16 protein-coding genes are annotated in these 15224 nt (G+C 59.6%); 5 read left to right on the forward strand and 11 right to left on the reverse strand.

Features of this window, described 5'->3' with window-relative positions:
- Positions 1–159: 159 nt before the first annotated feature.
- The 4 genes from Q672_RS26475 to Q672_RS26490 form a co-directional block, all read right to left on the reverse strand.
- Complete coding sequence (locus tag Q672_RS26475) at positions 160–1248, reverse strand: hypothetical protein (protein WP_022985502.1); 1089 nt, start codon at positions 1246–1248, stop codon at positions 160–162.
- 77 nt (positions 1249–1325) lie between these two features.
- Positions 1326–2222, reverse strand: coding sequence for an alpha/beta fold hydrolase (locus Q672_RS26480; protein ID WP_022985503.1), 897 nt, complete (start codon positions 2220–2222; stop codon positions 1326–1328).
- Positions 2223–2281: 59 nt separating this feature from the next.
- Positions 2282–2563 carry a pyrimidine/purine nucleoside phosphorylase gene (gene ppnP / locus Q672_RS26485; RefSeq protein WP_022985504.1) on the reverse strand — a complete coding sequence of 94 codons (282 nt, stop codon included), beginning with the start codon at positions 2561–2563 and terminating at the stop codon, positions 2282–2284.
- Between the two features lie 63 nt (positions 2564–2626).
- On the reverse strand, positions 2627–3013 hold the full coding sequence (locus tag Q672_RS26490) for an OsmC family protein (RefSeq protein ID WP_022985505.1): 387 nt from the start codon (positions 3011–3013) through the stop codon (positions 2627–2629).
- A gap of 118 nt (positions 3014–3131) precedes the next feature.
- On the opposite strand from Q672_RS26490, the gene Q672_RS26495 reads away from it, so the two are divergent.
- Complete coding sequence (locus Q672_RS26495) at positions 3132–4082, forward strand: pirin family protein (RefSeq protein ID WP_022985506.1); 951 nt, start codon at positions 3132–3134, stop codon at positions 4080–4082.
- Here Q672_RS26495 and Q672_RS26500 read toward each other — a convergent pair whose 3' ends face one another.
- From Q672_RS26500 to Q672_RS26530, 7 genes are all read right to left on the reverse strand, one after another.
- The gene (locus tag Q672_RS26500) at positions 4083–4829 is read right to left on the reverse strand and encodes a DUF4397 domain-containing protein (protein WP_022985507.1); all 747 of its coding nucleotides are present in this window, start codon (positions 4827–4829) and stop codon (positions 4083–4085) included.
- Positions 4830–4942: 113 nt separating this feature from the next.
- On the reverse strand, positions 4943–5686 hold the full coding sequence (locus tag Q672_RS26505; protein WP_022985508.1) for a DUF4397 domain-containing protein: 744 nt from the start codon (positions 5684–5686) through the stop codon (positions 4943–4945).
- Positions 5683–6786: an AI-2E family transporter gene (locus Q672_RS26510; RefSeq protein ID WP_022985509.1), complete on the reverse strand. Its 1104-nt coding sequence runs from the start codon at positions 6784–6786 to the stop codon at positions 5683–5685. Before Q672_RS26510 ends, Q672_RS26505 begins: the two co-directional genes overlap by 4 nt.
- Positions 6787–6799: 13 nt before the next feature.
- Entirely contained in the window at positions 6800–7780 is a 981-nt protein-coding gene (locus tag Q672_RS26515; protein ID WP_022985510.1) for a calcium/sodium antiporter, read from the reverse strand.
- Between the two features lie 197 nt (positions 7781–7977).
- Positions 7978–11046 carry an efflux RND transporter permease subunit gene (locus Q672_RS26520; RefSeq protein ID WP_022985511.1) on the reverse strand — a complete coding sequence of 1023 codons (3069 nt, stop codon included), beginning with the start codon at positions 11044–11046 and terminating at the stop codon, positions 7978–7980.
- 3 nt (positions 11047–11049) lie between these two features.
- Positions 11050–12117, reverse strand: a complete 1068-nt coding sequence (locus Q672_RS26525) for an efflux RND transporter periplasmic adaptor subunit (protein WP_022985512.1) — start codon at positions 12115–12117, stop codon at positions 11050–11052.
- 377 nt (positions 12118–12494) lie between these two features.
- The gene (locus Q672_RS26530) at positions 12495–12941 is read right to left on the reverse strand and encodes a Dps family protein (RefSeq protein WP_022985513.1); all 447 of its coding nucleotides are present in this window, start codon (positions 12939–12941) and stop codon (positions 12495–12497) included.
- A gap of 219 nt (positions 12942–13160) precedes the next feature.
- On the opposite strand from Q672_RS26530, the gene trhA reads away from it, so the two are divergent.
- From trhA to Q672_RS26550, 4 genes are all read left to right on the forward strand, one after another.
- Entirely contained in the window at positions 13161–13835 is a 675-nt protein-coding gene (gene trhA / locus Q672_RS26535; RefSeq protein ID WP_031226497.1) for a PAQR family membrane homeostasis protein TrhA, read from the forward strand.
- 89 nt (positions 13836–13924) lie between these two features.
- Positions 13925–14245 carry an ArsR/SmtB family transcription factor gene (locus Q672_RS26540; RefSeq protein WP_022985515.1) on the forward strand — a complete coding sequence of 107 codons (321 nt, stop codon included), beginning with the start codon at positions 13925–13927 and terminating at the stop codon, positions 14243–14245.
- Positions 14242–14679 carry a YeeE/YedE family protein gene (locus Q672_RS26545; RefSeq protein ID WP_022985516.1) on the forward strand — a complete coding sequence of 146 codons (438 nt, stop codon included), beginning with the start codon at positions 14242–14244 and terminating at the stop codon, positions 14677–14679. Before Q672_RS26540 ends, Q672_RS26545 begins: the two co-directional genes overlap by 4 nt.
- A complete protein-coding gene (locus tag Q672_RS26550) occupies positions 14679–15107 on the forward strand; it encodes a DUF6691 family protein (protein ID WP_022985517.1) in 429 nt (142 codons plus the stop codon). Before Q672_RS26545 ends, Q672_RS26550 begins: the two co-directional genes overlap by 1 nt.
- Positions 15108–15224 lie beyond the last annotated feature (117 nt).

Here is a 15224-nt window from a genome sequence, read left to right on the forward strand (position 1 = left end):
AGGGTAGGGGGAGACTAGCAGGGGTTCAGTGAACAGTTAACAGTTGCGCGAGCAACCTTTCCGGTTTTTCAACACATGAGGCCGCGCCCAACGTCTGGACGCGGCCTCATGCGTTCAACAACCCCAGGTCGCTTCCGCGACGCTGTTCACTATTCACTGTTAACTGTTCACTACCTTCAACCGCTCTTCCCATTTGCCGGTTTCCACCAGCTCCAGGAATTCATCACCGAGGCGCTCGCTTTCGGCGATGGCGGTTTTCCAGTATTGCTCGCGGCCGGCGTCGTCGCCGAGGTAATGCTTGAAGTCGGTACGGTCTGGTAGCTTGCCGTGGGGCAGGCTGGCCAGGTACTCGGGGGACGGCGAGACCAGCAGCATTCGACGCAAGCGGTGCGGGTCGCCGTTACGCCAACGCAAAGGCTTGTCGAACCAGCCGGGGATGACCCGGTCTGTAAAGTGCGGGTACAGCACAATGCCGTTGCTCTGGTAAGGCAGATCCAGGTGATAGTCGAGCATGCCTCCATCGCGGTACACCCCTTCAGGCGCACCAGGAAACTCGGTGACGCCATCGAGCACCATGGGAATGGCAGCGCTGGCCAGCAAGGCAGCACGCAGGTTATCGGCGGACAGCGGGATACGGTGGGTGGTGAAGTCATTCAGCGGCCCCAGTGGCAACGGCGCGTCGCCACTGCACACCAGCCCCCGCTCCATGAACAGACCGGTGGCACGACGGCTGAACAGATTGGTTCCGATCAGGCCAGCCAGCCCCAGGCCCAGACCCAGCGGCCCCTGATGAGCCATCAAGCCGCGGCTACGGATCACCACAATCACCAGCCGGTAATCGGAATGACGGAGAATATGCTGATCCCGGTCCTGCAACAGTTCGGACAACATGGCCGCGCAGCGGCGGGATACGTCCGTGGCAGTAATGCCCTTGGGGAAACGTTGACGGGTATAAAGCTCCGCCAGGCGGTCCAGCGCCGCTGCCGGGTCCTGACTCATGCTGATGGCGGCGAAACGCCAGCTGCCAATAGACGCACCGATCAGGGTCCGCGGCACACGGGCACGTGTCAGGAAGTCGCCGAACACGGCCTTGTCCAGGCCATTGATGCCCAGCGCCTTGGGACCCCCTGCCGCCCCGGGCAACAGATCCACATCCTCGGGGCGCAAGCCGTGTTCGCGCAGATGGGCAATCGCCTCGCTGCCAGCACGCAGGGTCAGTGAAGGTGCAGAGGAATGAATGGCGGCCACCCCGATCTCCCGTTCAGGCGTTGTCTGTGACGCCCGCATGGTACCGACAATCCGCCAATTTGCGAAACCCGATTCCGTTATTCGTTTAAAAAACGTCCCAGGGCGCGGGTGAACGCCACCGGCTGACTCATCAGTGGCACATGCCCCGCCTTGTCCAGCACCACATGGCGGGCACGGATATGGCGGGCAAACTCAGCCTGCCCGGCTGCAGGGTATAGCGGTGACAACGCTCCCGTGAGCACCGTAGCCGGAACAGGGAAGTTACCGGAGGTGGTGCGATAGTCATGGGTATGGGACAGGTACGCGCGCAGGTAGGCACGCAGATCCGCCACATCGGCCACCGGCAGCAGCCGGGCCCACATCCCGGACCAGCGCCGGGTGGACTGGTAGGCAGAGCGGAGTTCGGGCCGCCCTGCGACCTGGGAAAAGATATCCAGCAACTGCCCCAATACCGCCTCTCTCAGCCCCGTGGCAAGACGGTTGAGAGGGCCTGCGTCAGGGGCACCGTCCAACAAGGCCAACAGCGCTTCCAGCTGGGAAAAAAAACGCACCTGCTGGTCACCAAACAGCCCATAGGCCCAATCACTGCCATTGGCAATGCAGGGCGACTGATCGATGTGCAGGTAACGGCGAACCGGAGTGAAATCGCCATAGCCATGCCAATGGAGGCTGGTGGTGGCACCCAGCGAATACCCCACCAGTGAGAAGTCACTCAGACCGAAATGGCTGACCAGGTCTTCCATATCCTGCATGTGATTATGAAACACATCAGGCTGGTTGAAACGCACCCGGGAAGAGCCACCCGCACCGCGAAAATCTGGCAGAAAGAATTGATAGCGCCGCGTAAACGGCAGTACAAAAGGCAGCCAGTCCCGGCCTTGCATGCCCAAACCATGCAGCATCAGCACAGGCTGACCACGGCCGATAATTCTTACCTGTAGTGATTCACCATCCCTGGCCGGGAAAAACGGCATCCCTTCCCCCCCCTTTGCGCTCTTATTGTGGTGTTGCTTTTTTGGTCGTGCCGTGGCGATCAGCCATACAGGCACAGGTACGCCGTATCTACCGCTACCTTTACCTGAAACTTGCTGTTGGCTTCCACTTCGAAGGTCTCACCGGCAGCAAAGGTCTGCCAATCGGTCGCGCCCGGCAGTTGCACCGTCAGGGCCCCGCTGACCACGGTCATCACTTCGTGCTGGCTGGTGCCGAATTCGTAATCGCCCGGGGCCATTACGCCCACGGTGGCCGGCTTGGTTTCGGTTTGAAAGGCAATGGATGCCACCTTGGCATCGAAGTATTCGTTGACCTTGAACATGGCAAACGCCTCCGTTGAATCAATGGAGGCGCGAGTATGCCAAAAGAGCGTGGCGGGCGCCGCTTATTTCCACTGTGTCGCGACTGCCGTGCCTTGCAGCAAGGTACGGGTTACCGGGGTCCTGGCGGCAATCTCCAGCAAGCGTTCTTGCTGGGCTACCTCCAGCTCACCACTGCAGTGAAGGGTGCGCTCAATATGCTCGCCCCCTTCTTCGTCCCGGTAAAAACGCAGGTCCACGTGGATCTCACCGAGCGACCAGCCCTTTCGCTCGGCATACATGCGTAAAGTGATCGAAGTGCAGGCCCCAAGGCCTGAGAGCAGCAATTCATAAGGGTTCGGCCCCTGGTCATCACCACCCAGCGCAGCACTCTCATCGGCACTCAGCTGATGATGGCGGGCATGGATCGCCTGCTGGTATTTGTGCGTGCTGTGAACGGCGACTGTTGCCATGCTGAGCTCCTGTCTGCGAGAAGATGAGCCACACCCGAGGGGCGGCCTTTGCTTTGCGATCTGTGAGTACCATACTCCTGAAACAGGCTGCCGCGAACACACTGCCCTGGAGGTCACCATGAGCAATACCGGTCACGACGGTGAAGTGGTGGAATGCCCCAACCTCACCACCACCCTGACACTCAATGCTGTTGCCTCACGCCGGAGCATTCTCGGTAATGGCCTGCCCATCATTCGCCACCTGCCCAGTCGCACTCAACGATTGATCGGCCCCTGGTGCTTTCTTGATCACATCGGCCCCACCTCCCTCAATCCGGATAACGCGGTGGATGTGGGCACCCACCCCCATACCGGCCTGCAAACTGTCACCTGGCTATTCGAAGGCGCATTGCTGCACAAGGACAGCCTGGGGTATGAGCAAATCATTGAGCCCGGCGAACTCAACCTGATGACCGCCGGCTACGGCATCTGCCACTCCGAAGAAAGCCCGCCGGGGTTTAGCGGCCCCATGCATGGCCTGCAATTCTGGATTGCCCTGCCTGCCGAGCACGAAGACACCGCTCCGGCCTTTTCCCATCACCGTGACCTGCCCCAATGGGAACAGGACTGCGCCCAGCTTACTCTGGTTGTCGGCGAGCTGAACGGCCACCGATCCCCGGCCCAGGTCTTTTCACCGCTGGTGGGGGCGGACATCGTCGCTCGCGAAGGCGGCGAGTTGTCGCTGGCCGTGCCTGAGCACTTTGAGCTGGGATTGTGCATCAACGCAGGGGGGGCGACTCTGGAGGGATCCACACTGGAAACCGGCGAGCTCTACTATCTGGGGCAGGGACGGGATCGACTACGGCTGTCGCTGGATCCCGGCAGCCGGCTCATGCTGCTCGGCGGTGAGCCCCTGAGCCAGCCGGTATTGCTGTGGTGGAATTTTGTGGGCCGCGACCAGACCCGGCTGGAAAACGCCCTCAAGGACTGGCAACAGTGGCCAAACACACGTTTTGGTGATGTACCCGCCTACCAGGGCGGGCCCCTAAAGGCCCCCGCCCTGGACCCGACGGTGAGACTGAAAGGATGATCAGCCCGCATCCACTTCCTGACAGTACAGGGCGACACCCGTACTGTCCGGGGCGGGATGGGCAATGATCGCATCGTAGCTTCTGCCCAGCTGAATCGAACAGCTGCGATCCACCGCACTGGCTGCGCCCACCTGCAATGTCACGGTCAGCGTGGAGGATGATTCAGGCGCGCCGGTCTGGTAGCTACTGACCGCGCCGTAGTCCAACCCGGAGGCCAGGGTCGAGGCACCCACCGAAACGTCGATGTTCTGGTCTGCCTTGTCGGCCAGGGCATGAACAAAACGAACCCGAACCTGACCGGCGTCAACAGAGGCGGGGATCTGCTCATATGCCTTGAGCTTCGGCACTTGATCGCCACTGCCGGCCAGTAACCCCATCAGCACCAGGGTATAGTTTTCCCCGGCGGCAAGGGCAATCCCGGTGTCATCGACCAGAGTGGCAGTGGCGTTATTGATATCGAAAAGCACGGTTTCCGTATCCGACTCCAGCTTGAATGCCATGCCGTCTTGCTCGGTAGTCGAGTACTCACGGGCTTCAAACAGGGGCCCGGAAAGATCATTGCGAATAATCACATCGACAGTGGTGTCTTGCTGCTCATTGCCACTGCCACTCTGGTCGCCCAGTTGATTGTGGAAATAGATCCCGGTGCGCTCACGGAGAAACGATTCCACATCGTCATCACTATCACCGCCACACCCTGACAGCACCACCGTTCCGGCCAGTGCAAGCCAACCCCATTTCTGCATACTTCCTCCCAAATACTCGCGTTCTGAAGCGGCCATCGAGCTAACGATGAACCGAATTCGTTATTGTCGCAGGTAGGAAACAGAAATACGAAGAAAGTTCCAGCTAACCTGATTCAGCTATAGGGCTGGCAGTAAATCGAAATCTGATCATCGTCACTGTCAAAACGCGTATAGGCGATGATGGCATCGTAGCTTCGGCCACTGCTGACATTACAGCTGACCTGGTCAATCAGGATACCCTGGGTCTGGTTGTTGACGTCCACTTGCAGGGTGCCACCCGCAGAGAGAGTGGTGTAACTGCTGGCGCTGCCATACTCCAGATCTGATGCAAGCTGCTGGGTGCCGCCGGGCAAGGTCACACTGAGGTCATCACCGGACAAGCGGGAAAGGGTATTGATAAAACGCACCCGAATCTGGCCACTGGCCACATCTACATCCTGGTAACGAAAACTTCTTAATTGGCGATTGTCGAGTGTCGTGTCCCCCATCATGACCACCGTATAGCGGTCACCGGCTACCAGCGTCTGGTTGATCGGCCCATTGATCAGTGTTGTCCCTGAACTACGGCCACGAACATCAAACTGGAGGTTTTCGTTGTCGTCATCCAGCTCGATCTGGTTGCTGCTGACATTACCCGATTCGGTATAGCCACGATCCTCGCTGAGGGGGGTATTCATGTCGTCCACATAAAAATCCACCACCACATCATCACTACTGCCGCCAGAGCTCTGGGTTAGCTGGTTGTGGAAATACAGGCGGGTGCTGTCGCCAAAGATATCCTCGTCTTCATCACAGCCGAAGGCAGACAAACCGGCGATGGAAGCCGCCAGCACCATGCGCAGAAAAATCACGGTCATTCACTCCCGGAGCGGTCTGACTGCTGTTCCAACAACGCAGCAGCAGGTTCGCCCTCATTGAATTCACGAATAAAGATACCCCAGAACGCCACAAACAACGCAGCCAGAAGGGGACCAAGAGCGAACCCGGTAATCCCGAACATGGCCAGCCCGCCCAGGGTGGAAAACAGCACCACGTAATCCGGCAACTTGGTATCCCGCCCCACCAGGATCGGACGCAAGATATTATCGACCAGACCGATCACGAAGATACCGTAAAGCAACAACACGGTAGCACTGATCACGTCACCCACGGCATACAGATACACCGCCACCGGCAACCAGATAAGGCCAGCACCTACCGCAGGGATCAATGACAGCACCGCCATCACTACCCCCCACAAAAACGCACCCGGAATTCCGAGCCACCAGAAGATCAACCCACCCAGGGCCCCCTGGGTAATGGCCACCACCAGATTGCCCTTGATGGTGGCACGGGTGACTTCGGCAAACTTGGCGAAAAGCAGCTTCTCGCGTTCATCACCCAATGGCAGGGCACGAATCAGCATGGCCACCATGGCGTCGCCATCACGCAACAGGAAAAACGCCAGATACAACATCAGGGCCAGGTTGAGGAAAAACTGGAAAGTATTCTGCCCCACGGCCAGTGCCCGTTTGGCAAGAAACTGTCCGGCGCCGGTAAAGGCCTGGACCGCCTGTTGTTTGATGCGCTCCAGATCAATATCAAAGCGCTCGGCCAACGCTTGTATCCCGGGAAACGCCTGCTTGATCTTGTCGACGTAGTCGGCCAGGTTGACCTCGCCACTCTGGACTTTCTGGAACAACCCGACCCCTTCTGTGACAAAAGACGTTGCCACGAACAACACCGGAATAATCACCAGCACCACGCACAGGGTGAGCGTTAACAAGGCCACCAGGTTGCGCCGATTGGGCCAGCGCGCCAGCACACGCTTCTGGAACGGATAGAAGATCACGCTGATGGCACAGGCCCAGAAAATGGGCGCAAAGAAGGGCTGCATCATCAGGGCAAATACCAGACTTACCCCAATCAATGAAAACAGAAATGCGCGGCGTTCCAGCTTGTCAGACGTCCCTGCCATGATTGAATCCTTGTTATGCAGCGGTCACCAGCAGACTGGTCCCCAGATAGGCCATATAGGCCACATACACCACCAGCAAACCGACCCCGTTGCTGCGGGTGATTTGCCCCTTGCGGCCCCACAGGCCAAAGCCCATCACAAACAACGCCAGCGTCAGCGCCATCATCAGGCCCCAGTCCCGCTGCAGCACACCGGGCTCCACCGCCATCGGGCTAATGGCACCGGCAATACCGACCACGCCGAGGGTATTGAACAGGTTCGAGCCTAGCACGTTGCCGAAGGCGATATCGTGTTCGTTCTTTTTCACCGCCGCGATACTGGACGCCAGCTCCGGCAGCGAGGTGCCAATGGCCACGATGGTCAGGCCGATGATCAGATCACTGACCCCAAGGCTCTGGGCAATGAACACCGCTCCCCACACCAGCAGCCGCGAGCTGGCCACCAGCAGGATCAGCCCTACCACCAGCCAGAACAGCGCTTTTTTCAAAGGTAACGGATGGTCGGCCAGATCTGTTTCCACCTCGCCACCGAGCACATCCCCCTTGCCGCTCATGGCCGCGTAGATCGACCACCCCATCAGCACCGCCAGCAGCGCAATCAGAATCCAGGCATCGGTGCGGGTGATATTGCCGTCGATGAGCTGGTAACCGGCAATCAGGGTAATCACGGCCAGAATCGGCAGCTCTTTCTTGAGGATCGCGGAGTTCACCGCAATGGGGCTGATTACCGCCACCACCCCCAGAATCAGGGCGATATTGGAAATATTGGAACCGTAGGCGTTACCCAGTGCCAGGGAAGGATTGCCTTCGAGGGCGGCCAGCGCCGATACCACCATCTCCGGCGCCGAGGTACCGAAACCGACAATCAGCATGCCGATCAGCAACGGCGGCATACCCGCATGGGCCGCCGTGCCCGCAGCCCCTTCCACAAATTTGTCGGCACTCCACACCAGCAGAATCAGCCCGCCAATCACGGCGGCAATGGCCAGCAACATCGGTACTCCTTGGGGTCATGTAGTCGTCAGGCTGGCACATTGTGGCAGAGAGCCGGGACAGAGGCACCCTTGAGACGCAAGTTTCGACAGGCCGAGCCGGCACGCTTGCCGGCCAGCGATACGGCCCTGTTAACCCGGCATCGCTGGCAGGCAAGCTGCCCCCGAAATCAGCATCCCTGCCCCGGGGCCGTCACGACTCACACATGCTGATCCTTACCCGGCTTGATGCCATAGGCGAGGGTATACAGCACCGGGATCACGATCAGGGTCAGCACGGTGGCAAAGCCCAGACCAAACATGATTACCACGGCCATGGACTCGAAGAAGGCGTCGAACAGCAACGGCACCATGCCAAGGATGGTGGTAATTGCCGCCATGCAGACCGGCCGCACCCGGGAAATGGACGCCAGCACCACTGCCTCGAACGGCTCGCGACTCTCCATTTCGAGCTTGATCTGCTCCACCAGCACAATGCCGTTCTTGACCAGCATCCCGGACAGACTGAGGAAGCCCAACAGCGCCATGAAACCGAACGGCGCATTAAGCAGCAACAAGCCCAGGGTCACCCCGATAATCGCCAGCGGCACCGTGGCCCAGATCACCAGCGGCTGGCGCAGCGAGTCAAACAGCAACATGGTGATGATGAACATGAACAGATAGCCCATGGGCAGGCTGCCAAACACCGCCGCCTGGGCATCACTGGAGGCTTCATATTCGCCCCCCCAGGTGAGGGAATACCCCGGTGGCAGCTCCAGCGCTGCAATCGCCGGGCGAATCCGTCGCAATACCTGGTCTGCGGTTTCCTCACCCAGCACATCGGGCTCCGCCTGTACCGTCAGGGTACGCTTGCGATCGCGACGCATGATCAACGCGTTTTCCCATTCGGTCTCGAAGTCACCCACCACCTGACTAATCGGAATATAGGTGGAATAGACCGGCGACCAGACCTGCACATCGTTGAGGTTATTGGCGCTTAACCGTTCATCATCCGGCGGCCGCGCCACAATCGGCAGCAACTTGCTGCCATCACGGTACAGGCCCACCGTGCGGCCGCTGAAGTTCAGCGCCAGGGTATTATCCAGATCCTCACGGCTGATCCCCGCCCGCCGGGCCTGGGCTTCCAGAAACTGCGGACGAATCACCTTTTCCTGCTGACGCCAGTCGTGGCGAATACTTTCCAGCGCGCCATCGTCGGCCATGATGGCCTGCGCTTTCAGGCCCAGCTCGCGCAACACCGTGGGGTCCGGGCCACTGAAACGCGCCTCGATAGAGGCCGCCGGGCTGGGCCCGATCATCAGCCGCTTCACCTTGGCAAACGCCTGCAGATGTTCACTGCGGATCAAGTCACGGGTCGCGGCCAGGGCCGGATCAATGCTGTCGCGGTCTTTCACTTCCACAATCAACTGGGCGTAACTGGGGTAACTTTTTTCCGGCGCGTAAGGCAGCATGAAACGGGCCGCCCCCTGACCAATGGTGGTGGTCACCTGGGTGACACTGTCCATCTCCAGTAACGAACGCTCCAGACGCTCGGATGCCTCACGGGTAGCGCGAATATCACTGCCCTGGGGCAGCCAGTAATCCACCAGGAACATGGGCGTGTTGGACGGCGGAAAGAACGCCTGCTTGACGAAACCGAAGCCCAGCACCGCCAGCACCAGCAACACCCCCATGCCGGACAGCGTCAGCACCCGGTGATGGATGGCCCGGTCCAGCAAGCGCCGGTACAAGACAAACACCCGGCCCTTGTAGGGATCCTCGGCTTCTCCATCTGCACCGCCCACATCCTTGTCACTGAAGAACTGTTCGGCGAAAAACGGCACCAGGGTAATCGCGGTAATCCAGCTTAACAGCAGGGAAATCAGCAACACCCAGAACAGGCTGTTGGTGTACTCGCCGGTGGCATCATCAGACAACCCAATCGGAGCAAAGGCCATAATGGCAATCACTGTGGCGCCCAGCAGCGGCCAGACGGTCTGCTTGACCACCTCGCTGGCGGCCTGCAATTTGGACAGCCCGCGCTTCATGCCCACCAGAATTCCTTCGGTCACCACGATGGCATTATCCACCAGCATCCCCAGCGCAATAATCAGCGCCCCCAGGGAGATTCGCTGCAGATCAATGGCCAGCACTTTCATCACGATGAACGTGCCCAGGATGGTCAGCAGCAGCACACCTCCCATCAGCACCCCGGAACGCAAGCCCATGAACACCAGCAAGACCGCGATCACGATGGCCACGGCTTCGCCGAGATTCAGCATGAAGGCGCTGACCGACTTGTCCACTTCGTTGGGCTGGTTATAGACGGTGGCCAGCTCCATGCCGGCTGGGCGCTGGTATTCCAGTTCCGCCAAACGCTGGTCCACTCTTGCCCCCACGTCCACCACATTGACCCCTGAAGCGAACGAAATGCCCAGCGTCAGCGACGGCCCTCCATTAAAGCGATACAGGTGTCCCGGCACTTCCGCATAGCCGCGCTCGATGGTGGCCACATCCCGCAGGTACACCAGCTCGTCGGCCCCCGGGTCGGAGATAAGCAAATTCCCCATGGCCTGAACCGTGGGGAATTCACCAGTGGGGTAGATGCGGATGTATTCGTCACCCACCCGCACCTTGCCCGCCGGATTCACCGTATTCTGGGTCTGCAGCAGGCCGAAAATACGGTCAGGGCTGATGCCCAGTGAAGCCAGTCGGGTCCGGGAGATTTCCACCAGCACCTGCTCTTCACGCTGACCGCCAACCACCACCTTGCCGACCCCTTCCACCAGCACCAACTCGCGGGTCAGGTAGTCCGCGTAATCCTGCATGTCTTGATAGCGGTACCCTTCGCCGGTAATGGCCAGCAGAATGCCGTACACATCGCCAAAATCATCTATTACCTGAATGGTGCCTGCGCCCGGGGGTAGCTGGCCCTGCAGGTCGGTCATCTTGTGACGCAACTCATCCCAGATCTGCTTGAGCTGACTGGCCCGATAGCGCGGTTTCATTTCCACCTGCACCTGGGACAGGCCATTGCTGGAAATGGAGGTGACGTTCTTCACGTAGGGCAAGCTCTGGATGGCACGCTCCACCGGCAGCGTCACCTCCTCTTCGACCTGGCGAGGCGAAGCCCCCGCATACTGGGTGATCACCATGGCAATCTTGAGCGTGAACTCCGGGTCTTCCAGCTGCCCCAGGCGGGTGAAACTGATGGCCCCGCCGACCAACAGAATCAGGGTGAACAGCCAGCTGACCACCTTGTGGCGGATGCTGTACTCGGCGATGTTCATCACTTACAGGCCCCGCTCTTTCACCAGTTCACGGACCGCCTGTCCATCCTTGAGATGGTGCACCCCGGCGCTGACAATACGGTCACCGGCGGCCAGACCGTCAGTGATTTCGACACCGTCACCCACGACCTGTCCCAGCGTCACGCCAACGGCAGAAACCGTTCCGGCGTCCGCATCAAACAACCAGACAAAGGCGCCGTCTTCACCGTCCTTGTTGAACACCGCCTCCACCGGCACCTGGGGCCAGGTGGTGGACTCACGCATGATCTGGCTGAGGTCGATCGCCACATCCACACTCATGCCTGGCAGCACCATGATGCCGTCCGGGTTGGGCATGGTCAGGGTGATGATGTAAGTCTGGGTGCGATCGTCGGCGCTGGCCTCATGTTCCTTGTAGCTGGCCTTGAACACCTTGTCCGGTGCGCCCTCAAAGCGCAGGTCCGGCTGGTAATCATCTCCATCCTTTTTAAGGTTGGTAAAGAACCGCTCCGACACCGCAAATTCGATATCGATGTTCTTGTTGCCTTGCAGGTACAGGATCGGCTCCTTGGCCTGCACAAACTGGTAATTTTCCACGTGGGTGCGGGCAACCGTGCCGGCATAGGGCGCTCTCAGCCGGGTATAGTTCACGTTGTCCCGGGCCAGACTCAGTGCCGCTTCCGCCTGACGTCGCTTGGCCTGGATTTCATCGAACTGGGCCTCGGAAATCACCCCACGCTCATGCAGGCTGATGCTGCGCTGGTACTGACTGTTGGCCAGATCATACTGGGCCTGACGGTCGGCCAGCTGGTTACGGAAGTCCGCCGGATCCAGCGCCGCCAGCAACTGCCCTTTCTTGACCTCTTCACCGGCGCGGACCGGAAACTTCACCAGCTGCCCGGACACCCGAAACGCCAGCTCAGAGCCTTCGGTGGCCACAACCTTGCCCGGGTAATGGCGCAATTGCCCTTCTGCGGTACTGTCCACCGTAAAGAGTTTCACCGGCTGGGGCTGTGTAGCCACTGTTTCCGGCTCATCCGCACATCCCCACAGCGCCAGGGTCAGACCCAGCAATGCCCAGACACGTTGCATGTTGCTCTCCCGAATCCTTGTTTGGTACTTGTGAGTACCATTATCACACAGCTTGTTGGTCATCCGTGAACAAACTTCAACTCAGGCTAACCATTGTGGCCCGTGATGAATGTGATGTCTTTGTTGACTCGAGTGACTCGGGACGCGCAGACACCTGGGCAGGCTGGGTGGCGTACCAGAAAAAAGAAGGCCGGCAGATGCCGGCCAAGGGGGGAAGAGGGTTGGCCCTGTACCACCACATCCAGTAGCGGCCTTGGGCCGGACGGTGAGCGCATCACGCGTCATTGGGTTGCCTCGATAGGCAATGACTACATGATAGCCACCGGCTATTCAGAAAACCATTTGATTACCACTATCCCGGCAATCAGATCTGACTATCAGCCCAAATGGGCAGATAGCATCCACGCAGCCTTCTCGTGGATCTCGATACGGTCACTGGCGACTGCACCCGAGCCCTCATCTTCATGCTCTGCTGCCAGCTTCAACACCCTGTTGGCCCGTTCTGCCACAGTGCGATGATCCGCCGCCAGCTCCTTGATCATGTCACTGGCTGCCGGGTCTCCATCGGCATCGTTCACGGTGGACAGCTTCGCAAATTCGCCATAGCTGCCCGGCGCCTTCCAGCCCAGGGCGCGAATGCGTTCAGCGATGGTGTCCACGGCTTCGGCCAGCTCCACGTACTGCTCTTCGAACAGCAAATGCAGGCTATGGAACATGGGGCCGGTCACATTCCAGTGATACTTGTGGGTCTTCAGGTACAAGGTGTAGCTCTCGGCCAACAGCTTGCTCAACTCTTCTGCCACTTGCTTGTTGTGCTCGATCATCCTGTCCTCCATCTGCTTGATCAGAATCTGGTTGGGCCAGGCTGGCCCGTACCCAAGCCTTGATGTCAGCAACCCCTCTTTTCAACCTGGCATGAAAAGGGTTTTACGATGACTTTACGAAAGGCTGTCCGAAATGGCGCTTTACAGGGGGTTTTGCCTCTCGGCATCATGCAGACTCTTTTCCTGAAACGTTTCACCGATCACCGCCAGAGGGCCTCAATGGCTGCCACCCCGACCCCGGAACCGCCCTACTCGATCCTTGAAGAATGGTTGAATGGACTGACCCACGGCATTGGGGTGGCGCTGAGCATCGCCGGTACCGTGGTCTTGATCGTCGCCGCCAGCATGATGGGCGATCCCTGGAAAATCGTCGGGTTCAGCATTTTTGGCGCCAGCCTGATTTTGCTCTACAGCGCCAGCACCCTGTACCACAGCCTGCGCAGCCCAAAACTGCGCGCGGCCTTCAAGATGCTCGACCACTGCGCCATTTACGGGCTGATTGCCGGCACCTACACCCCCTTCCTGCTGGTGAACCTGCGCGGCCAGACGGGCTGGATTCTGTTTGCAGTGATCTGGGCGCTGGCGCTCACCGGCATTGGACTCAAGGCCCTGTACGGCCACCGCTTCAAGATGCTGCGCGTCGGCATTTACCTGGCCATGGGCTGGCTGATCCTGTTTGCCTCCAACGATCTGACCACCAAGCTCAACGACACTGGCTTCTGGCTGGTTCTGGCGGGCGGTATCACTTATACGGTAGGCGTGGTCTTCTACCTGGCGGACCGCATCATCCCCTTCAACCATGCTATCTGGCACCTGTTTGTCGTCGGCGGCAGCGTCTGCCATTTCTTTGCCATGTACTACGGCGTACTGCCATTCGAGCCTGCCGCGACATGAACCGCTTCGTCCCCAGTGCCTTGTCTCCGACACACCAAATAATATATATTATTTGATAATGTATTATGTTTAGTACCGAAAGGACTGTCATGCAACCCGATCCCGCCCTGCTGCGCACCAACGCCTGCGCCGCCAGCCAGATGCTCAAGGCCCTGTCTCACCCCGACAGATTGATGCTGCTCTGCCAACTGGCCGATGGCGAGGAACGCAGTGTCAGTGAACTGGAAACGCTGACGGCGCTTTACCAGCCCTCGCTATCCCAACAACTGGGAGTATTACGACGGGAAGGATTGATTGCCCCCCGCCGTGAAGGCAAGCAGATGTTTTACCGGGTCGCCGATACCCGCGCACTGGCCATTTTGCACACCCTGTACCAACAGTTCTGTGCGGAAACGGAGACAACGCCATGACCATTGACTGGCAGGCCTTTACCCCCTGGAGCGCCCTGGGTGGTGGCGCCCTGATCGGGCTCTCCGCTGCCTGGCTATTACATGCCAATGGCCGCATCGCAGGCATCAGCGGTATTGTCGGCGGACTGCTGCAACGGCCCGCCGGTGACCACGGCTGGCGGCTGGCCTTCATTGCTGGCCTGTTGACCGCCCCGCTGGTCTGGAAGCTGTTTGCACCACTGCCCGCGCTGGTGATCGACGCAGACTGGCCCGTGTTGGTCATCGCCGGGCTGGTGGTCGGTATCAGCACCCGCTACGGCGCCGGCTGCACCAGCGGTCACGGGGTGTGTGGCCTGTCGCGGCTGTCACCACGATCGATGGCCGCCACCGTCGCCTTCATGGCCAGCGGCTTCGTGACCGTCTATGTGATTCGTCACCTGTGGGGAGGCCTGTAATGCGGGGCCATCATTTTGCAGCGTTTATCGCCGGGCTTGCCTTCGGGGTCGGCCTGCTTCTCGCCGGCATGGCCAACCCCGCCAAGGTGCTGGCCTTCCTGGATCTTGCCGGTCACTGGGACCCGTCTCTGGCACTGGTCATGGGCGCCGCCATACCGGTATCAGCCATGGGCGTGTACCTGGCCCGTCAGCGCAGCGCCCCATTCTTCGTGCGGGCATTTCAGCTACCCACCCGCCGCACACTGGACAAACGACTGGTTCTTGGCGCCCTGGGATTTGGTATTGGCTGGGGGCTGGCCGGGTTCTGCCCGGGGCCGGCGCTGGTCGCGTCAGGCACCGGCAGCGCCAAAGCCATGATCTTTGTCGCCGCAATGCTGAGCGGGATGTTGATCTTTGAGGGACTGGAGCGTCGCAAGGCGAGCCCGTAGCGGGGGCAAGGACACTATGTCCAATATGGCAGGCTGAGGGCTTGACCTAGAATCAGCGGGAACGGTGAACATTGATCGGGCAAGGTGCCCGGCTCTGTTCTGCGTCTCCACTGCCTT

This window comes from Alcanivorax sp. P2S70, from assembly GCF_000475295.1.
Taxonomy (GTDB): domain Bacteria; phylum Pseudomonadota; class Gammaproteobacteria; order Pseudomonadales; family Alcanivoracaceae; genus Alcanivorax; species Alcanivorax profundi.